This window comes from Pseudomonas sp. G11, from assembly GCF_029457515.1.
GTDB lineage: Bacteria > Pseudomonadota > Gammaproteobacteria > Pseudomonadales > Pseudomonadaceae > Aquipseudomonas > Aquipseudomonas gorinensis.
In genome coordinates this window covers 1,955,890-1,974,325 of sequence record NZ_CP120377.1, presented here as the reverse complement: position 1 = coordinate 1,974,325, position 18,436 = coordinate 1,955,890, and the positions used below count along the sequence as shown (strand labels likewise).

General features: G+C 62.7%; 18 protein-coding genes. 10 read left to right on the top strand and 8 right to left on the bottom strand.

Annotated elements, in window-relative coordinates; genetic code table 11:
* Positions 1 to 90: 90 nt before the first annotated feature.
* Positions 91 to 864 (top strand): transporter substrate-binding domain-containing protein, encoded by a 774-nt coding sequence (locus P2T68_RS09030; RefSeq protein WP_024074041.1) that lies wholly within the window; start codon positions 91 to 93, stop codon positions 862 to 864.
* Between the two features lie 50 nt (positions 865 to 914).
* Positions 915 to 1,754 carry a cache domain-containing protein gene (locus P2T68_RS09025; protein WP_024074040.1) on the top strand — a complete coding sequence of 280 codons (840 nt, stop codon included), beginning with the start codon at positions 915 to 917 and terminating at the stop codon, positions 1,752 to 1,754.
* Positions 1,755 to 2,046: 292 nt separating this feature from the next.
* Here the strand turns inward: P2T68_RS09025 and P2T68_RS09020 are convergent, their stop codons facing one another.
* Positions 2,047 to 3,564 (bottom strand): MDR family MFS transporter, encoded by a 1,518-nt coding sequence (locus P2T68_RS09020; protein WP_193690327.1) that lies wholly within the window; start codon positions 3,562 to 3,564, stop codon positions 2,047 to 2,049.
* A gap of 66 nt (positions 3,565 to 3,630) precedes the next feature.
* Complete coding sequence (gene pobA, locus P2T68_RS09015; protein ID WP_277379741.1) at positions 3,631 to 4,815, bottom strand: 4-hydroxybenzoate 3-monooxygenase; 1,185 nt, start codon at positions 4,813 to 4,815, stop codon at positions 3,631 to 3,633.
* A gap of 189 nt (positions 4,816 to 5,004) precedes the next feature.
* Here pobA and P2T68_RS09010 point away from each other — a divergent pair, with 189 nt between their 5' ends.
* On the top strand, positions 5,005 to 5,892 hold the full coding sequence (locus P2T68_RS09010) for a helix-turn-helix domain-containing protein (RefSeq protein WP_024074037.1): 888 nt from the start codon (positions 5,005 to 5,007) through the stop codon (positions 5,890 to 5,892).
* A gap of 74 nt (positions 5,893 to 5,966) precedes the next feature.
* Here the strand turns inward: P2T68_RS09010 and P2T68_RS09005 are convergent, their stop codons facing one another.
* The gene (locus P2T68_RS09005) at positions 5,967 to 6,143 is read right to left on the bottom strand and encodes a hypothetical protein (protein ID WP_168232272.1); all 177 of its coding nucleotides are present in this window, start codon (positions 6,141 to 6,143) and stop codon (positions 5,967 to 5,969) included.
* Between the two features lie 100 nt (positions 6,144 to 6,243).
* Positions 6,244 to 7,149: a LysR family transcriptional regulator gene (locus tag P2T68_RS09000; RefSeq protein ID WP_024074035.1), complete on the bottom strand. Its 906-nt coding sequence runs from the start codon at positions 7,147 to 7,149 to the stop codon at positions 6,244 to 6,246.
* A 104-nt stretch (positions 7,150 to 7,253) separates the two neighbouring features.
* On the opposite strand from P2T68_RS09000, the gene P2T68_RS08995 reads away from it, so the two are divergent.
* Together P2T68_RS08995 and P2T68_RS08990 are read left to right on the top strand one after the other, a co-directional pair.
* Positions 7,254 to 8,120 (top strand): MBL fold metallo-hydrolase, encoded by an 867-nt coding sequence (locus P2T68_RS08995; RefSeq protein ID WP_277379262.1) that lies wholly within the window; start codon positions 7,254 to 7,256, stop codon positions 8,118 to 8,120.
* Between the two features lie 34 nt (positions 8,121 to 8,154).
* Positions 8,155 to 8,769: an NAD(P)-dependent oxidoreductase gene (locus tag P2T68_RS08990; RefSeq protein WP_024074033.1), complete on the top strand. Its 615-nt coding sequence runs from the start codon at positions 8,155 to 8,157 to the stop codon at positions 8,767 to 8,769.
* Positions 8,770 to 8,823: 54 nt separating this feature from the next.
* Here the strand turns inward: P2T68_RS08990 and P2T68_RS08985 are convergent, their stop codons facing one another.
* Entirely contained in the window at positions 8,824 to 9,702 is an 879-nt protein-coding gene (locus P2T68_RS08985; RefSeq protein WP_024074032.1) for a LysR substrate-binding domain-containing protein, read from the bottom strand.
* A gap of 111 nt (positions 9,703 to 9,813) precedes the next feature.
* On the opposite strand from P2T68_RS08985, the gene P2T68_RS08980 reads away from it, so the two are divergent.
* The 4 genes from P2T68_RS08980 to P2T68_RS08965 all read left to right on the top strand — a co-directional run bounded on the left by P2T68_RS08980 (position 9,814) and on the right by P2T68_RS08965 (position 15,457).
* Positions 9,814 to 11,439, top strand: a complete 1,626-nt coding sequence (locus P2T68_RS08980; protein WP_277379261.1) for a 5-guanidino-2-oxopentanoate decarboxylase — start codon at positions 9,814 to 9,816, stop codon at positions 11,437 to 11,439.
* Positions 11,436 to 12,878 (top strand): aldehyde dehydrogenase family protein, encoded by a 1,443-nt coding sequence (locus tag P2T68_RS08975; RefSeq protein ID WP_277379260.1) that lies wholly within the window; start codon positions 11,436 to 11,438, stop codon positions 12,876 to 12,878. Before P2T68_RS08980 ends, P2T68_RS08975 begins: the two co-directional genes overlap by 4 nt.
* 318 nt (positions 12,879 to 13,196) lie before the next feature.
* Positions 13,197 to 14,384, top strand: a complete 1,188-nt coding sequence (locus P2T68_RS08970) for a cyanate transporter (protein WP_024074029.1) — start codon at positions 13,197 to 13,199, stop codon at positions 14,382 to 14,384.
* A gap of 137 nt (positions 14,385 to 14,521) precedes the next feature.
* The gene (locus P2T68_RS08965; protein ID WP_041161118.1) at positions 14,522 to 15,457 is read left to right on the top strand and encodes a LysR family transcriptional regulator; all 936 of its coding nucleotides are present in this window, start codon (positions 14,522 to 14,524) and stop codon (positions 15,455 to 15,457) included.
* Positions 15,458 to 15,472: 15 nt separating this feature from the next.
* On the opposite strand, the gene P2T68_RS08960 is transcribed toward P2T68_RS08965, so the two are convergent.
* Positions 15,473 to 15,835 (bottom strand): 5-carboxymethyl-2-hydroxymuconate Delta-isomerase, encoded by a 363-nt coding sequence (locus P2T68_RS08960; RefSeq protein WP_024074027.1) that lies wholly within the window; start codon positions 15,833 to 15,835, stop codon positions 15,473 to 15,475.
* 55 nt (positions 15,836 to 15,890) lie between these two features.
* Positions 15,891 to 16,814, bottom strand: a complete 924-nt coding sequence (locus P2T68_RS08955) for a LysR substrate-binding domain-containing protein (protein WP_024074026.1) — start codon at positions 16,812 to 16,814, stop codon at positions 15,891 to 15,893.
* 59 nt (positions 16,815 to 16,873) lie between these two features.
* Between P2T68_RS08955 and P2T68_RS08950 the strand changes: the two genes are divergently transcribed.
* On the top strand, positions 16,874 to 17,119 hold the full coding sequence (locus P2T68_RS08950; RefSeq protein WP_168232265.1) for a hypothetical protein: 246 nt from the start codon (positions 16,874 to 16,876) through the stop codon (positions 17,117 to 17,119).
* Here the strand turns inward: P2T68_RS08950 and P2T68_RS08945 are convergent.
* On the bottom strand, positions 17,074 to 18,399 hold the full coding sequence (locus P2T68_RS08945) for an MFS transporter (protein WP_024074025.1): 1,326 nt from the start codon (positions 18,397 to 18,399) through the stop codon (positions 17,074 to 17,076). The genes P2T68_RS08950 and P2T68_RS08945 overlap by 46 nt on opposite strands.
* Positions 18,400 to 18,436 lie beyond the last annotated feature (37 nt).

The following is an 18,436-nucleotide window of genomic DNA, read 5'->3' as shown; positions in this document are numbered from 1 at the left end:
CACGCCAGTAGCCAGGCTAAACTCAGCGCCCTTGAGTTCTTCGCGAGCCAGCTCGCGCCTACAAAAAAACGCCCCCGAGGACAAGATCGCATGAAAGCTTCTCTAGCCCTGTGTGTACTGGCAAGCGTGACGACCAGCGCCCTGGCCGACACCCCCTCCTCGCGCCTCGACGACGTGCTCCAGCGCGGCACGCTGACCGTCTGCACCACCGGCGACTACAAGCCCTACACCTCATTGCGTGCCGATGGCGGGTATGAAGGCATTGATATCGCCATGGCCGAATCCCTGGCCAAGAGCCTCAATGCGCAGATCAAGTGGGTGCCTACCACCTGGAAAACCTTGATGCCGGACTTCCTCGCCCAACGTTGCGACATCGCCGTGGGTGGCATTTCGGTGTCGCTGGAACGCCAGAAAAAGGCCTTCTTCAGCCAGGCGCTCGGCGTAGACGGCAAGATTCCGCTGGTGCGCTGCGCGGACGTGCAGCGCTACCAGACCGTCGAGCAGATCAACCAACCCCAGGTCAGGGTGATCGAACCGGCAGGCGGCACCAACGAAGTGTTCGCCCGCGCCCACTTGGGCCAGGCGCAGATACGCCTGCATGACAACGTGACGATCTTCGACGAACTGCTCGCGGGCAAGGCTGACGTGATGATCACCGACGCCAGCGAAGCGCGTTACCAGCAGAAGCTCAAGCCCGGACTGTGCGCGGTCAACCCCGAGCGGCAGATGCAGTACAGCGAGAAAGCCTTCCTGCTGCCCCGCGATGATGTGGCGTGGAAGAGTTACGTCGACCAGTGGTTGCACCTGAGCGTGGCCACCGGGGTCTACGATGGCATCGTCAATCAATGGCTGGCGGCGCCCTGAGCCACAGCCGTCTAAGCTGTGGTCACATCAATAAGAATGAGGGATGGGTCATGAAGGGACTGCTGCGCATCACCTGGCTGCTGCTGTTGGGTATGAGCCAGGTGCACGCCACCACCACTCAGGATGAAGACGCGCATGCCGCCAAGGCCCTGCTGGAAAAAGCCTTGGCTTACTACCAGAGTAATGGCGACAAGGCCTTCGCAGCCTTCAGCCGCCAGGGTGAGTTTGTCGACCATGACCGCTACGTGTTCGTGGTCGACACCCAAGGCGTATTGCTGGCCAGCGGCGGGCCCTCCTCGGCCTTGATCGGTCGCGATGTGTCCGAGGTGCTGGGGCCGGATTTGCGCCAGTCGTTCAAGGACGCGCTCAAGGTGCCGGAAGGCCAGGGTATCCAGCAGGCCGACTACCGTTGGCAGAACTGGAACGACGGCAAGGTCGAGCACAAGCATGTGTTTTACCAACGCGTGGGCGAACGCATCGTGGCGGTGGGTTACTACCTGCCGCGGGCCACGCCGGAACAGGCCCGGGCCCTGCGGGACAAGGCAGTGACGGCGCTGGTCAAGGATGAAGCCGGCACGCTCAAGGCGATCAACTCGTTGCAGGGTGGCTTCCTGCAAGATGATCTCTACGTGTTCGTCGTGGACCTGAACACCCAGCGTTATGTCGCCCATGGCACCAACCTGCGACTGATCAACACCGACTTCAGCAAGATCAAGGACCCGGATGGCAAGCCGGTGGGCGAGCCGATCCTGAAGATGATGGCGGAGCAGGGCCAGGGTGAATACAAATACCGCTGGAAGAATCCGGTGACCAATAAGGTCGAACACAAGCATGCGTATGTGCGCAAGACCGGGCATTTCATGGTGGCGGTGGGTTACTACAGTCCCTGAGGGGACTTGGAATGGGAAGTCCCGCTTGCCCCTCTGTGGTTGTGGCGAGCGGGCTTGTTGTGGCGAGCGGGCTTGCCCCGCGTTGGGCTGCGCAGCAGCCCCAATACAGTAGAATGCGGTGTATCAGATATTGCCGGGGTGGTTGGTTTTGGGGCTGCTGCGCAGCCCAACGCGGGGCAAGCCCGCTGGCCACAACAACCCACTCACCACAAAAATCCGGCCGTTCAGGGAAAACTTTTAAGTCTTAATAAGAACTGACTTTCCAGCCCCCCTTTTAACGGCGCCCCGTCAGTCATTTAGCCTTGTCTTCACGACCACGCAACACCCGGTTCGGCATCGCAATCGCCGCCGCCAACCCCAGCAGCGACACCGCCGCACTGACCATCAGCAAATGCCGAAACGTCACGGCCAACTCGCCGCGCAGGGCATCCTGCGCCGGGCCTGGAGCGGCGTTCAGGCCATCGAGCAGCACGTTGCCGGAGCTGCCCTCGACCATCAGCGCGCCACTGGCCAGGTGAGCGAAGCTCGAGTCCTGCAGCAGCGCCAGCAACAGCGCCGACATGCAGGCCACCCCCACCGCGCCTCCCAGGGAACGGAACAGGTTGGTGGTGCTGGTGGCAACACCGATATCATGCTGTTCCACCGAGTTCTGCACCCCCACCAACGAGGTGGGGAACTGCATGCCGCCGGCGATCCCGCACAACAGCATGAACAGCGCTGTCACCCCCACCGCCTGGGGCGCGCTGAAAGCCATGCCGAGAATCGCCAAGGGGCTCAGCAACGCGCCGCTGACGATCATCGGTTTATAGCGGCCGGTCACCGAGGTCATGCGCCCGGCGCAGTAGGCGCCTATCGGTAAGCCGATCGCCAGCGGCAGCAAGTGCAGGGCCGCGCTGTCAGCACCGGAACCGGTCACCGTCTGGAACCGCAGCGGCATCAGCACCGTCAGGGAAATGGCCTGGAAGCTGGTGAAGAAAATCGTGCACCAGCACAGCACCGCGCTGCGGTTGGCAAACAGGTGCATCGGCAGCAATGGCTCTGGCGCGCGGCGCTCATGCCAGACAAACACGCTCAACGCCAGCAGTGCACACGCCAGCAACCCCAGCACATCATCATCGCGCCACGGATGGCCTTGGCCGATTTCGGTGATGCCCAGCAACAACGCGGTCAAGCCGATGATCATCAGCACGGTGCCAAGGTAATCGATGATCGGCTTGCGTTGCGGCGACGGCAGCCCCACCAGAGTGCGATGGGCCACGTACCAGGCGCCGGCGCCCAAGGGCAGGTTGATCAGGAACACCCAACGCCACGACAGGTACTCCGTCATGTAGCCGCCCAACACCGGCCCGGCCACGCTGGCCACCGCGTACATGCTGCTGAAATAGCCCTGGTAGCGCCCGCGCTCGCGTGGCGGGATGATGTCGCCGATGATCGCCTGGCTCACCGAAATCATCCCGCCGGCGCCAATGCCCTGGAGAATCCGCGCCAGCACCAGTTGCTCCATGCTTTGCGCCATGCCGCAGAACAGCGACGCCAGCGTGAACAACCCCATGCCGATCAGCATCATCGGCCGGCGCCCGTACAGGTCGCCGAGCTTGCCGTAGATCGGCACCGCCACGGTCATTGCCACCATGTAGCCGGAAATCACCCAGGCCAGCAGGTCAACGTCGTGGAACCGCGCGGAGATGGCCGGCATGGACACGGCGACAATGGTCTGGTCCAGGGCACCGAGGAAAATCGCCATCATCAACGAGACGAGAACACTGCGCACGGCGGGAACGGAGGGAGCGGGCTGATTGAGCTGGGTCACGGCAGAACCTTCGAGCAAGCCCCGCGGGAAAAGGCGGCCCGCGGGAATGCTGGATACGATAGCAGGCTATTCGATAGCTTCGTAAGGAAGTCCGACGTAATTTTCGGCGATGGTTCTGCGACCGGCTTGTGAACTGCTGAAGTAGGCCAGCTCGCTCTCGGCAATGCGCTGGCTGAACCCGTCCGCCTCGGGAAACTGATGCAGCATGGAGGTCATCCACCAGGAAAACCGCTCGGCCTTCCACACCCGCCGCAGGCAGATTGCCGAGTAGTTTTCCAGCAACTCCACCCGCCCCTCGCCATACACCTTGAGCAAAATGCGATACAGCGTGCTCACATCGCTCGCCGCCAGGTTCAGGCCCTTGGCCCCGGTGGGCGGCACGATATGGGCCGCGTCCCCGAGCAAGAACAGGCGTCCGTATTGCATCGGTTCCACCACGAAACTGCGCAGCGGCGCGATACTTTTCTCGATCGATGGCCCGGTCACCAACTGCTCGGCCAGGTGATTGGGCAGGCGGGTCTTGAGTTCATCCCAGAAACGCTCGTCCGACCATTCACCCAGGGGCTCATCGGCGGGCACTTGCAGGTAATACCGGCTACGCGTCGGTGAGCGCATGCTGCACAGGGCAAAGCCGCGTGGATGCTTGGCGTACACCAGTTCGGCATGTACCGGCGGCGTATCGGCCAGGATACCCAGCCAGCCAAAGGGATAGACCCGCTCGAACACCTTCAACGATTCGGCCGGGATCGATTGGCGAGCGATGCCATGGTAGCCATCGCACCCGGCGATGTAATCGCACTCCAGGCGGAACGTCTCGCCCTGATGCTCAAAGGTCAGCCAGGGTCGATCACTTTTGAGGTCATGGGGCTGGACGTCACGGGCTTCGTAGAGGGTGATGGCACCGCCAGCGGCACGCGCTTCCATCAGGTCGCGGGTGACTTCGGTCTGGCCGTAGATCATCACCGACTGGCCGCCGGTGAGCGCCTTGAGGTCGATGTGGGTAAGCTGGCCATCAAGCGCCAGTTCGAAGCCGTCATGGACCAACCCTTCGGCGTCCATGCGCTGGCTCACACTCGCCTCGCGCAGCAGGTCGACCATACCTTGTTCCAGCACCCCCGCACGGATGCGGCCCTGCACATAATCGGCGCTCTGGCGCTCAAGGATGAGGGTTTGGATACCGGCGTTATGCAGCAGTTGACCGAGTAGCAGTCCGGAGGGACCGGCGCCAATAATGGCGACTTGGGTTTTCAACGTTTTCATTATTTTTATGGCCCGCCAGCTTCACCCGAACGGATCAGGTGAAAGAGTTGTCATTGGTCTTGCTGCGAACATTTTTCACTTGAGTGCCCGCTATAAGAAGGTGAAAACTGCGTCAAAGTCTGCGCTTTTTGCCAATCGGTGCGATTACCGAACCACTATCCTGAGTATCGGATTGAAACCATGACCAAACCTGCCAGTTCCGCGATTCCGGTCTTCAAGCTTTACGGGGAAAGCCAGCAATGGCCGACGCCTGATTTGTTGCACTGCGAAACCATTTCTCGGCGCAGTCGGGAATACCAGTGGGAAATCCAGCCCCACCGGCATGCGGATCTGTGCCAGTTGCTGTACGTGCACCAAGGCCAGGCGCAACTGGAAATCGAAGGCCAGCGCACCACGCTCAACGAAGCGACCTTGCAGGTGCTGCCACCGCTGTGTGTGCATGGGTTTCGCTTTGCCGAAGACGTGAAAGGTTACGTGGTGACTTTGGCGGCGCCGCTGGTCAGCCACCTGCAAGCGCAACTGGGCGCGGCGGTGGACGGCTTGCAGATCCTGGGCAATTACCCGGCCAGCGAGGACAGCGACTACCTCAACAACCTGTTCGCCCGCCTGCAGGACGAATATGCCGATGAACAACCGGCCCGGGACATGATGATGCACGCCCTGGTCAGCGTGCTGTTGGTATGGATCAGTCGCCAGGCCATCCAGCGCCGCCACCCACGGGCACCACGGGGGCGTGAATACTTTCGGCGCTTTACCCAGTTGGTGGAGCAGCACTACCGCGAGCACCCGAAGATCGAAGACCTGGCTCACAAGCTGGGGATATCGGTCTCACACTTGAACGGCACCTGTCGGGAATTGGGCGGGCAGCCCGCGTTGCAGATCATGCATGACCGCCAATTGCTGGAGGCCAAGCGCCTGTTGACCTACACCAGCATGACGATCAATGAGATGTCGGAGGTATTGGGGTTTTCCGACCCGACCAACTTCTCCCGGCTGTTTCGCCGGCGTGTCGGGTTTTCGCCCAAGGCGTTTCGCGAGCAGCTCAAGTCCGAAACGGCACACACCTGACGCTGGCAGCTGGCTCGCTTACGCTGGGGGCGCGAAGCGTCCCCAATAACAGCCAGCCACACCGACTGCGCTTTTCAACGCAAGGCGCTGAAGCTACCGGTGTGCGGAACGCATTGATCCTGATGGCAACTGATCGCAAAGCTCGGCTGCATACGGGTTTGCTCGACGCGGTAGGCGGCAGTCCCGTACAGCGCCGTGGCCAATGCGCTGAGGGTAAAAATCATCAGGTATTTTCTGGTTTTTATGGTCATGGCCCTCACCTCTGAACAACATTGGAAGGTGCTGTTTAAAGCATAGGCCAGCCAGGGCAAGTTGCCATTATTGGACGCCATTCAACCGGCTGATGTTGCGTCAGAGCCCCTTGTCCCACGAAGGCTCTTCCGGAAACCTCTGCACCAGGAAATCCAGGAGGCTGCGCAACGCCGAGGGCATGTGTTTGCGCGAGGCATATACCGCGTAGATGTTCAGGTGTCGCGGCTCGGCCTCGGGCAACAGGCGTACCAGCTCGCCACGGCGGATATGATCGCCAGCCAGGTAGCTGGGCAACATCGCCACCCCCGCCCCGGCCAGCGTCACGCGTAACAACGTGCTGGCTTCGTTGGCGGTGATAGTGCCGTGCACCGGCACCGATACATGTTCGCCGTGTTCTTCGAAATGCCACAGGCTTTTGCCGAAGTACGAGTGGGTCAGGCAGTTGTGCCGGGCCAGGTCCTCGACTTTCTGCGGGGCCGGATGTTCGCGCAGATACGCCGGCGTGGCGCACACCACAGAACGGCAGATGGTCAGGCGCCGTGCAATCAGGTTGGGGTCCAGGTCATTGCTGGTGCGAATGGCCAGGTCGATGCGCTCGTCCACCAGGTTCACCGTGCGGTCGAGCATCTGCAGGTCGACGGTCACCAACGGGTAGCGCTGGACGTACTCGGCGATCGCTTCGGCCAGTTGCGCCTGGCCGAACGAGGTGCTCACACTCAGGCGCAGCAGACCCCGGGGCGCGTCATCCGGCTCGCTGACGGCGGCCTGCATGTCGCTGCACAGTTCCAACAGCTGTCGGCAGCGCGGCAGGGTTTCACTCCCGGCCGCCGTCAGGCTGAGCTTGCGTGTGGTGCGGTGCAGCAAGCGCGCGCCGATCCAGTCTTCGAGTTCGGCCAGGTAGCGCGACACCACCGGGCGCGACAGGTCTAGATGGTCGGCCGCGGCAGACTGGCTGCCCAAATCCACCACCGTGACAAACACGCGCATTGCTTGAAGACGATCCATGATTTGCCCGATTTTAGAAACAAACTATGTCCCAGCATCGCATTTTTTGTTGGGTTTGGTGCAACTAAGCTCTGTGCATCCTTTACCGATGACTGGACTGCCCGATGCTCTCGACCCTCAAGCGCTTGACCCTGACCACCGCCGCCCTGGCCTTCGCCGCCCATGCTGCGGCGGCCGACCTGAGCCTCGACGTGTACAACCCCGGCGAGGCGGCGATCTTCCCCGTCAGCTCGGTGCTGGTCAGCGGTGCGAAAGACGCGATCCTCGTCGACGCGCAATTCGGCAAGGGCCAGGCCGAACAACTGGTGCAGAAAATCCGCGCCAGCGGCAAACACCTGACCACCATCTATATCAGCCATGGCGACCCGGACTACTACTTCGGCCTTGACACCCTGACCGCCGCGTTCCCCGACGCCCAGGTGGTCGCGCCACAACCGGTGGTCGACCATATCAACGCCACCGTGGCCGGCAAGCTGGCATTCTGGGGCCCGAAAATGGGCGCCGACAAGCCAGGCAAAACCGTCGTGCCGCAGGTGTTGAAAGGCCATAGCCTGAGCCTTGAAGGGCAGTCACTGCAGGTCATCGGCCTGGACGGCCCGCAGCCGGATCGCAGCTTTGTCTGGATTCCGTCGATCAAGGCCGTGGTCGGCGGTGTGGTCGTCGCCGACAACATCCACCTGTGGATGGCGGACACCCAAAGCGCACAATCCCACCAGGATTGGCTGGCCACCCTGCAACGCATCGAAGACCTGAAACCGCGCACGGTGATTCCGGGGCACTTCCTGGGTAACCCGTCGCTGAAGTCGGTGGCCTTCACCGCCGACTACATCAAGGCCTTCGACGCCGAGACTGCCAAGGCCAAGGATTCCGCCGCGCTGATCACGGCGATGAAAAAGCGTTACCCGACCCTCGCCGACGAAAGCTCGCTGGACCTGAGCGCCAAGGTCGCCAAGGGCGAAATGAAGTGGTGAAGCGTTTCAAACCTTAACCGTACTGGAGAACGTCATGAGCAAGATCGCAATCATTGGAGCCACCGGCCGCGCCGGTAGCCAACTGCTGGAAGAAGCACTGCGTCGTGGGCACAGCGTCATCGCCCTGGCGCGCAACATCGACAAGCTGGCCGTGCGCCCTGGCGTCACGGTCAAACAAGTCGATGCACTGGATGCCGAAGCCTTGCAACAGGCCATCACGGGCAGCGACGTGGTCATCAGCGCGGCTCACTTCGCCACCCTGCCCGCCAGCGCCGTGATCGGGCCGGTGAAGAAAGCCGGGGTTAAACGCTTGCTGGTGGTGGGCGGTGCGGGTTCGCTGCTGTTGCCGGGTGGCGGTCGAGTGATCGACAGCGAGGGCTTCCCTGCCGAATACAAAGCCGAAGCCAGTGCCGGTGCGGCGTTCCTCGACGTGCTGCGCCAGGAAAAAGAGCTGGATTGGACGTTCCTGTCGCCGTCGGCCTTGTTCGATGGCACCGAACGCACCGGTAAATTCCGCCTGGGCCAGGACGATTTGCTGGTGAGCAGTGAGGGTACAAGCTCAATCAGCTTTGCCGACTACGCCATCGCGATGATTGACGAAGTGGAAACACCGAAGCACTCGCGCCAGCGCTTTACCGTCGGTTACTGAGGCAACTCGGTCAAGGAATGTGGGAGGGGGCAAGCCCCCTCCCACATTTGCCCTTCAGTGTTCTGGAAATTGTGCCTGGCTCACCAACCAATCCATCAGCGCTTCGAGCCCGGCCGACGGCACCGTTCCCGGTGGATACACCAGGTAATACCCCTTCCCCGTCGGCACCCGCAGTTCAAACGGCATCACCAACCGCCCCGCCTTGAGATCCTCGCCCATCAACGCACTGTCGCCCATCGCAACCCCGGAGCCCTGCGAGGCAACATTCATCGCCAAATCCAACGTCTCGAAATGATGCCCCTGGCTCAAATTGCTCAACCGCGTGTCCGCCGCCTTGAGCCACCTCGCCCAATCGCGCTCATCCCGCGTGGGGTGCAGCAACACCTGTTGCTGTAAATCCGCCGGGGTGTGCAAACCGGCGAGCAGCGCCGGTGCGCAGACCGGGGTGAGTTGCTCATCGAACAAATGCCGCGCTTCGGCCGATTGCTCGGCGATGGGCGCGTAGATCACCGCCGCATCGAATCGCTCCCGGCGAAAATCCACGGTGTAAGCCACGGTGGTGGTGAGCTCCACCGGCACATCCGGGCGCTCCCGTTGCCATTGCATCAAGCGCGGCAACAGCCAGCGCATCACGCAGGTGGACGCCTTGAGTTGCAGGGTCGCGCGGCGGCTGCCGATCTGCTCCACCGCATCCCCCAGCAGGCCAAACACCTGTTGCGCACGCAGCGACCATTCGCGACCTTCGTCGGTCAGGCTCAGGCCGCGTGCCTGGCGCAGGAACAGCGCATAACCCAGGTGGCTTTCCAGCCCGGCGACCTGTCGGCTCACCGCGCCCTGGGTGATGTGCAGTTGCTCGGCAGCACGGGTGAAATTGCAGCACTGTGCAGTGACCCAGAAGGTATGCAACGCGGGCAGCGGCGGAAGGCGTTTCATAAGGGCTGAGCCATGACGTGGGGACATGGCTAGTATGACTTTTTATCGATTGTTACCGCTACGGGCCAACCGTTCCAATACCGCCTCGAATCCCCGACAAGAGCGACATCAATGGCGACCTGCGGCGAAGTATTGGTCCACCTCCTGGAACGCTACGGCGTGGAACAGGTGTTTGGTATCCCCGGCGTACATACCGTGGAGCTGTACCGCGGCCTGGCCCGCTCCAGCATCCGCCACGTGACCCCGCGTCATGAGCAAGGTGCCGGCTTTATGGCCGACGGTTATGCGCGCACCCGCGGCAAGCCGGGGGTGTGTTTCATCATCACCGGCCCCGGCATGACCAATATCACCACGGCCATGGGCCAGGCCTATGCCGACTCGATCCCGATGCTGGTGATTTCCAGCGTGCAATCGCGCAGCCAATTGGGCGGCGGGCGCGGCAAACTGCATGAACTGCCGAACCAGGGCGCGATGATGGCCGGCGTGGCGGCGTTCTCCCATACCCTGATGTCGGCGGCAGAATTGCCAGCGGTACTGGCGCGCGCGTTTGCACTGTTCCAGGCCGCTCGGCCGCGCCCGGTGCATATCGAAATTCCGTTGGATGTGTTGGTGGAAAACGCCGATGCGCTGCTGGACACTGCGCCAGTCCGCATCGCGCGTGCCGGTGCGGCGCCGGCGGCGATCCAGCAGATGAGCCAGTTGCTCGCCGCCGCCCAACGCCCGTTGATCCTGGCCGGTGGTGGCGCCATCGATGCCGCCCCGGCATTGACCCGCCTGGCCGAAACCCTCGGCGCACCGGTCGCCCTGACGATCAACGCCAAGGGCATGCTGCCCGGCGCGCACCCGTTGTTGATCGGTTCCACGCAAAGCCTGGTGGCCACCCGCGCCCTGGTTGCCGAAGCCGATGTGGTGCTGGCCATTGGCACGGAGCTGGCGGAGACCGACTATGACGTCACCTTCGCCGGCGGCTTCGAGATCCCTGGCGCATTGCTGCGCATCGATATCGACCCCGACCAGACCGTGCGCAACTACCCGCCCCAGGTGGCCCTGGTGGCCGACGCACACATCGCCGCCGACGCCTTGCTGGCCGAACTCAACCGCCAACCCCTGCCGCCTCGCCGCAACGACTGGGGCGCTCAACGCGTGACGCGGCTGTGGGCCGACCTGACGCCGACCTGGGACGCCGCCACCCGCGCGCAAAGCGTGTTTCTCAACACGGTCCTGCAAGCGCTGCCCGGCGCGGTGATCGTGGGTGACTCCACCCAACCGGTGTACAGCGGCAACCTGACCCTGAACCCCGACCACCCACGCCGCTGGTTCAATTCGTCCACCGGCTACGGCACCTTGGGCTACGCCCTCCCCGCCGCCATCGGCGCCTGGCTCGGGCGTGGCGATGGGCAGCCGGTGGTGTGCCTGATCGGCGACGGCGGGCTGCAATTCAGCCTGCCGGAACTGGCCAGCGCGGTGGAAGCGCGCACGCCGATTATCGTGCTGCTGTGGAATAACCAGGGCTATGAAGAAATCAAGAAATACATGCTCAACCGTGCCATCGAGCCGGTCGGCGTAGACATCTACACCCCGGACTTCGTCGCCGTGGCCAAGGGGCTGGGCTGTGCCGCCGAACGCATCCAAGGCCCCGCCTCGCTGCGCATGGCCTTGCGCGCCGCGGCTGATCGCGAGGGGCCGACACTGATTGAAATCGACCAAGGGCTGTGGATGAACGAGGTGGCGGTATGAGTGCGGTATTGAACGGTGTGTATATCGATGGGGCGTGGCGCGCGGGCCATGAGGTGCTGGAGGTGATCAACCCGGCCACCGAGGCCTGCCTGGCGCAGGTCAGCGTGGGTGACGCGCGTGCCGTGACCCAGGCGGTCGACGCTGCCAGCGCGGCGTTTATCGACTGGGCAAAAACCACCGGGCGCGAGCGCGGCGCCCTGTTGCGCAAGGTCGCCCAGGGTGTCAGCGAGCAACGTGAACCCCTGATGCAGTTGCAGTCGAGCAACAACGGCAAGCCCCTGTTTGAAGCGGGGATCGATGTGGACGACGTGATCGCCACCTTCGAGTACTACGCCACTGTCGCCGAAGGGATGGATGCCGCGCAGGACTGTCCGGTGGCGTTGCCCAGCGATGCCTTCAGCGCCCGCCTGCGCCGCGAACCGTGCGGCGTGGTGGGGCTGATCGTGCCGTGGAATTTCCCGATGGTCACCACCGCCTGGAAACTCGCCCCAGCCCTCGCCGCCGGCTGCTGCGTGGTGCTCAAGCCGTCGGAAGTCACCCCCTTGGCGGAGTTGCAACTGGCGCGAATCATTGCCGCCGCCGGCTTCCCTGCGGGTGTGTTCAACCTGGTCTGCGGCACCGGTTTGGCCGTGGGCGCGCCGCTGGCAGCAGACCGTCGCGTGGCCAAGATTTCCTTCACCGGCAGCAACGCCGTGGGCGTGCAGGTGATGCAACGCGCCGCCGAAACCATCAAGGGTGTGAGCCTGGAGTTGGGCGGTAAATCCTCATTGCTGGTGCTGGCGGATGCCGACCTCGACCTGGCGGTGGAACTGGCCTGTGGCGGTGGTTTTTTCAACGCAGGGCAGATGTGTTCGGCCACCAGTCGCGTGCTGGTGGCGGACAGCCTGGCGGATGAATTCCTGCAACGTTTGCAGGCTCGGGCTGACGGCATTCGCGTGGCCGACCCGTTTGCCGAGGACGTGGAAATGGGCGCGCTGATCAACCGTGCGCAGTATCAGCGGGTGCTGGGGCATATCCAGCGCGGCGTTGAGGCTGGCGCACGCTTGTTGTGTGGCGGTGAACGCCCGGCGAATCTGGCGAAAGGCTACTTCATTCGCCCGACGGTGTTTACCGACGTGCCATTGGACAGTGCGTTGTGGAACGAAGAAATCTTCGGCCCGGTGCTGTGTGTACGACCTTTTGCCACTGAGCAAGAGGCCGTTGCCCTGGCCAACGACAGCGAGTTCGGCCTGGTGGCCAGCGTGGTCAGCCGTAGCGTCGAGACCACCGAGCGCGTGGCGAATGCCTTGCAGGCCGGGATGGTGTGGATCAACGCCCCGCAGGTGATCTTCCCGCAAACCGCGTGGGGTGGTTACAAGCAGAGCAGTATCGGCCGTGAGCTGGGCCCGTGGGGGCTGGCGACGTTTCAGGAGATCAAGCATGTGATTCGGTCTCACTGACGGCGCAGAGCAAACGGCAGCCCCTGTGGCGAGCGGGCTTGCCCCGCGTTGGGCTGCGCAGCAGCCCCAATACAGCAGAATGCGGTGTATCAGACGTTGCAGGGGCGGCTGGTTTTGGGGCTGCTGCGCAGTCCAACGCGGGGCAAGCCCGCTCGCCACAGGGGTTGCAGCGCTATGTCAAACAGGTGGTGGGCCTCTCACATTTTGATTGGCGGTGTGTCCGTTAACTGCAATTTTTAGATAGCCCCAGCGACTTTCTCATTTGCCCCCCTCCCCCATGCGTGGCCTGATTCGCCCTTGTTCCCACAAGGCAGGCCCATGGAAAACGTTCAGGCAAAACCCACCACCGCCGTTTGGCTGATGATCAGCGTGGTACTCGTCGCCCTTAACCTGCGCCCATCGATGGCCGCCGTGGGGCCGTTGTTGTCGTCGATTCGCGGCGAGGTGCCGTTGAGCTTCAGCAGTGCGGCGTTGCTGACCATGTTGCCGGTCATGGCCATGGGCCTGGCGATGTTTTTCGGCATGGGCCTGGCCAAGCGTTTTGGCGAGCATCGCAGCATTGTGCTGTCGCTGCTGGTGATTGGGTTGGCGACGGTGTCGCGGCTGTTCCTGGATTCGGCGCTCGAACTGATCGTCAGCGCCATCGCTGCCGGCGTGGGTATCGCGATGATCCAGGCGTTGATGCCGGCGCTGATCAAGTCGCGGTTCAGTGACAACGTTTCGCTGTTCATGGGCCTGTACGTCACCGCCATCATGGGCGGCGCGGCGCTGGCGGCGTCGTTCTCGCCGTTCGTGCAGGTACACACCGGCAGCTGGCGTATCGGCCTGGCCATCTGGGCGCTGCTCGCGCTGGTGGCCGTGGTGTTCTGGTGTGGGCAGCGCTCGGGCCTGGCGCCGTTGCCCCAGGCCAGCGGCGGCCCGCAGGAATCATTTTTCGGCAATGGTCGCGCCTGGTTGCTGGCGGTCTTTTTTGGCCTGGGCACCGCGTCCTACACCTGCGTGCTGGCGTGGTTGGCGCCGTACTACGTGGAGCAAGGCTGGAGCGAACAGCACGCCGGGTTGCTGCTGGGGTTCCTGACCGCCATGGAGGTGGTGTCCGGCCTGGTCACCCCGGCCATCGCCAACCGCCGCCAGGACAAACGCGGGGTGGTGGCCGTGTTGCTGGTGCTGATCATCCTCGGTTTCTGCGGCTTGATCATCAGCCCGCAACACCTCAGCCTGCTGTGGCCGTGCCTGCTGGGCCTGGGCATTGGCGGGCTGTTCCCGATGAGCCTGATCCTGTCGTTGGACCACCTCGACAACCCCCGCCGCGCCGGCGGCCTCACCGCGTTTGTGCAAGGCATTGGCTACCTGATCGCCGGCCTGTCCCCCCTGATCGCCGGGATGATCCGCGATCAACTGGGCAGCTTCGAATGGGCCTGGTGGTCGCTGACGGCAGTGATCGTGGTGATGCTGCTGATCGTCACGCGCTTCAACCCCAAGCAGTACGCACAACATATTCGCTGAGGTCGTGTTGCAAACAGTATTTGTCCCACACGAAACATAGAAACGACCTACAGAGCTTTCTATTGGTACGTCCGTTCCGTTAAGCTTTTGCCCTCGTCGCGCGCTGCCACAGTGCCAAGGCTTACCGGATGGAATGGATGCTAAACAGTAACTTGCTCAGAAAGCTTGATATGCAGGACTTGATGGTGTTTATCGCCGTCTACGACCAGAGCAGCGTTACCGAGGTGTCAGAAACGCTGTTCGTCAGCCAGTCCACCGTGAGCTACAGCTTGAAAAAGCTGCGCACCAGCTTCGAAGACGAGCTGTTTATCAACACGCGGGCGGGCATGCGTCCGACGTACAAGGCCACCACCATGTACGGCCATGTGCAGAAGATCCTCGAGAGCATCAACCTGTGCCACGCCGGTGGCCAGGCCTTCGACCCGACGCAGAAGGCGGTGACCTTCAATGTCTGTGCCCCGGAATATTTCGAACAACTGATCCTGCCGCGCCTGTTGAAAAACTTCGACCAGGCCGACCTGCCGGTGATCGTCAATGTGCAGAAGCTGGAAGCCGATATCCCCGCCGATGACCTGCGCGAAGGCCGCCTCGACCTGGTGATCTGCTTCGGCCCGCACTTTCATCGCGCCCACAAGGACTTCAAGACCCAGATGCTGCTGGAGGACGACCTGGTGTGCGTTTTCGACAAATGCGCGGCGCCCCGGGAGTCGACGTTCAGCCTGCAATCCTTCGTCGAACGACGCCATGTGTTCCCCACGCCGTGGACCTCCGACACCAACATGATCGACGGCTGGCTGGCGCGCCAGGCCCACAAGCGCCAGGTGATCGCCCGGGCCAACAGCTACAGCGCCGCCTTGAAGATGATCACCGGCACCGACTTTATCGTCACCCTGCCGCGCCGCGTGCAGAAGCTGCTGGCACAGCCGGAGGTGTTCGGCCATTGCGAGGCGCCCAACGGGTTGCCGGGGTTCACCCTGGATATGCAATGGAATGAAAGCAGTGGGCAGGACAGCGCCAATACCTGGTTCAGGGAACAGGTGGTGAAGGTGTGCGCGGACCAGGGATTACTCTAACCCCCTGTGGGGGGGTTAGCCGATAGCGACTTTGCTGTAGGAATCGCGATCCATGTCGACCAGCTGCACGCTGAGCTGAACCTGTATATCCGCCGGCCAGTCGCCCAGATCCTGCAATGCGGTCAGCAGGCTTTGCGACAATTGCTGCTTGACCTGCGGCGACCGCCCGCTGAGCAGCGACAGCTTCACCGCGACGAAACCGCGTGGGCTGAGGGAGGTACCCACCTGAAAACTCTCGACCTTCACGGCGCGGCTTTTGATATCGAACTCGGAACCGAACTGCCCGGACGCCATCAGCACATTGTTGAGCCGCAACAGGGTCTTCTCGACGGCCAGGTTGGTCAGGTTGGCGGTGTATTCCAGGTTCAGGTGTGGCATGGATGACTCCGAGTCATTCGTAGGAAGGTTCGTAGATATACCACGGATAAAAGCCTCAGGCCTTCTTCCCCAGGCCGCGATCACTCATGAACGCCTCCAGCCGCGAACGCACCCAACGCTCGGCCGGGTCGGTGTCCACATGGCTGAGCCAGACCATGGACAAGTCCAGGGTCGGCGTCTCGAACGGGAACGGCTCACAGAACAGGTTGCCGGACACGGCCATGGCTTCGGCGGTGTAGTCCGGCAGGCTGGCGATCAGGTCAGTACCGGCCAGCAGTGCAGGCAGCGCGCTGTATTGCGGCACCGACAGCACCACATGGCGCTTGCGGCCGATTTCCGCCAGCCACTCATCGGCGAACCCCGACACGTTGGCGGTGTGGGACACCAGCACATGGGGCCGCGCGCAATATTCATCGAGGGTCAGCGGCCTGTCAGAAGCGTCGGCACGCAGCAGGCGTGGGCGGATATGGCGCAGCAGCTTGCGCTTGGCGTTGGCCGGCAGGCCACGGGTCTGGGTGATGCCGACGGTGATATCGCCGGAGGCCAACAGGTCGGGGATACGCCAGTAGTCCACGTGCTGCACCACGAACACCACCATCGGCGCTTCCTGGCGCAAGGCACGCAGCAACGGCGGCAACAGGCCGAACTCCACATCATCGGACAGGCCGATGCGAAAGGTCATGGTGCTAATGGATGGGTCGAAATCATGGGTCAGGCTCAGGGCCGAAGACAGTGAATCCAGGGCCGGTGACAGATGCTGGATGATCTCCTCGGCGCGGGCCGTGGGCTCCATGCGGTGGCCGACACGAATGAACAGGGGGTCGTTGAACAAGGTCCGCAGACGGTTAAGCGCCGAACTGATGGTCGGCTGGCCGAGAAACAGCTTCTCCGCCACCCTCGTCACATTGCGCTCGAGCATCAGTGCTTCGAAGACCACCATCAGGTTGATGTCGGCCTTGCGTAATTCATTGCGATTCATCGGCGCCTGCCCTTTCCCCACGACAAGCCGCAGTTTAGAAAGCTCGAGGAGCTGCGTCTATGCGCGCACTGTTCATCCTGGGGCTTTGGGACTATAAATCAGCAGTCCAGGGTCACAGGAATACTGTCGTGCTGTTCATTTTCGCCTTAAGCGTCCTAGTCAGCGGGGTTTTGCTGTGGGCCGTCAAGTTCATCGCCCACCCCACTGCCAGGACATTGCTGCGCGTGTTCGTCGGTTTATGCCTGGCAGCCGTGGTGGCTTACCTGGTACTCGCTTCGGGGTTTCCGACCTCATTGCTCGTCTGATACACCTCCTGGCCCTGACGCAAACGCAGCGCAGCCAGCGCGGCGACCACCAGCACCACGGCGATCACCTTCAAACCGTTCATCGCGTTGCCGGTACTCATCTCGATCGCCCCCATCACCGAAGGCCCGACAAACCCGCCCAACAGGCCACAGGCGTTGACGAACCCGAGGCCACCGGCCAGCGCCACGCCCTTGAGCCGCGACGCCGGGTAGAGAAACACGATCGACTGCACCACGAAAAACATCACCGCCGACAGGCAGAAGCCCAACAGGCTGAAGACCGGCCCCGACACCGACGCAATGCCCAGGCCCAGCGCCATGGTCAGCAACCCCGTGACCAACAGTCGACGACAACGCCCCGGCGTGGTGGCAAACCGCGGGATCAGTACCGCGCCGAGTGCCGCCGCGATCCACGGCAACGAGGTCAGCAGGCCGACGCTCATGGTGCTCAGTTCACCGTATTTACTGATGATGCTCGGCAGGAAAAAGATCACGGTGTAGACGGTGATCTGATGGCAAAAATACACAAAGATCGCCAGCAGGATTTGTGGGGTCAGCCAGTTTTTCAACGAGTGCCCGCCTTCGCCGGCGCCCTCTTCCGTTTCTTGGGCAATACGCTGTTCGATCCCGCGCGCCTCGTCCGCCGTCAACCACGGGGCCTTGCTCGGACGGTCCGGCAACTTGCGCCATACCACCCATGCAAATGCCACCGCCGGCAAGCCTTCGAGCAGGAACATCCACTGCCAGCCGTGCCAGCCGAGCAGGCCGTCCATGCGCATCAACGCCGCGCCCACCGGGCCGCCGATGATGTTGGCAAAGCACACGCCGAGCAGGAAATAGCCGGTGGCCCGCGCCCGCTGTTCACGGTTGAACCAGTACGTCAGATAGAGCATGACGCCGGGAAACAAACCGGCTTCGGCGATGCCCAGCAGCAGGCGCAACACGTAGAACGAGGTCTCGCCCTGCACAAACGCCATGGCCGCCGAGATCAGGCCCCAGGTCACCATGATGCGGGCGATCCAGAACCGCGCGCCGACCTTGTGCATGATCAGGTTGCTGGGGATTTCCGACAGGGCATACGTGAGGAAAAACAGCCCCGCCCCCAGCCCGTAGGCCGCGGCGGAAATGCCCAGGTCGACGTCCAGGTGGTGCTTGGCCAGGGCGATGTTGGTGCGGTCGAGGAAACTCAGGATGTAGGCGATGATCAGCAAGGGCATCAGCTTGGCGAACATCAGCTTGTTCAGCGCCTGCGGTTCGCGGGCCGGGGTGGCGGTAGTCATCGGGCAGTTCCTCCTGGCGCCCCGCCAGCCTGGCTGG

Coding starts and splice junctions, on each gene's coding strand:
- P2T68_RS09030 (WP_024074041.1), top strand. CDS start 91: ATGAAAGCTTCTCTAGCCCTGTGTGTACTGGCAAGCGTGACGACCAGC.
- P2T68_RS09025 (WP_024074040.1), top strand. CDS start 915: ATGAAGGGACTGCTGCGCATCACCTGGCTGCTGCTGTTGGGTATGAGC.
- P2T68_RS09010 (WP_024074037.1), top strand. CDS start 5,005: ATGACCAAACCTGCCAGTTCCGCGATTCCGGTCTTCAAGCTTTACGGG.
- P2T68_RS09005 (WP_168232272.1), bottom strand. CDS start 6,143: ATGACCATAAAAACCAGAAAATACCTGATGATTTTTACCCTCAGCGCA.
- P2T68_RS09000 (WP_024074035.1), bottom strand. CDS start 7,149: ATGGATCGTCTTCAAGCAATGCGCGTGTTTGTCACGGTGGTGGATTTG.
- P2T68_RS08995 (WP_277379262.1), top strand. CDS start 7,254: ATGCTCTCGACCCTCAAGCGCTTGACCCTGACCACCGCCGCCCTGGCC.
- P2T68_RS08990 (WP_024074033.1), top strand. CDS start 8,155: ATGAGCAAGATCGCAATCATTGGAGCCACCGGCCGCGCCGGTAGCCAA.
- P2T68_RS08985 (WP_024074032.1), bottom strand. CDS start 9,702: ATGAAACGCCTTCCGCCGCTGCCCGCGTTGCATACCTTCTGGGTCACT.
- P2T68_RS08980 (WP_277379261.1), top strand. CDS start 9,814: ATGGCGACCTGCGGCGAAGTATTGGTCCACCTCCTGGAACGCTACGGC.
- P2T68_RS08975 (WP_277379260.1), top strand. CDS start 11,436: ATGAGTGCGGTATTGAACGGTGTGTATATCGATGGGGCGTGGCGCGCG.
- P2T68_RS08970 (WP_024074029.1), top strand. CDS start 13,197: ATGGAAAACGTTCAGGCAAAACCCACCACCGCCGTTTGGCTGATGATC.
- P2T68_RS08965 (WP_041161118.1), top strand. CDS start 14,522: ATGCTAAACAGTAACTTGCTCAGAAAGCTTGATATGCAGGACTTGATG.
- P2T68_RS08960 (WP_024074027.1), bottom strand. CDS start 15,835: ATGCCACACCTGAACCTGGAATACACCGCCAACCTGACCAACCTGGCC.
- P2T68_RS08955 (WP_024074026.1), bottom strand. CDS start 16,814: ATGAATCGCAATGAATTACGCAAGGCCGACATCAACCTGATGGTGGTC.
- P2T68_RS08950 (WP_168232265.1), top strand. CDS start 16,874: ATGCGCGCACTGTTCATCCTGGGGCTTTGGGACTATAAATCAGCAGTC.
- P2T68_RS08945 (WP_024074025.1), bottom strand. CDS start 18,399: ATGACTACCGCCACCCCGGCCCGCGAACCGCAGGCGCTGAACAAGCTG.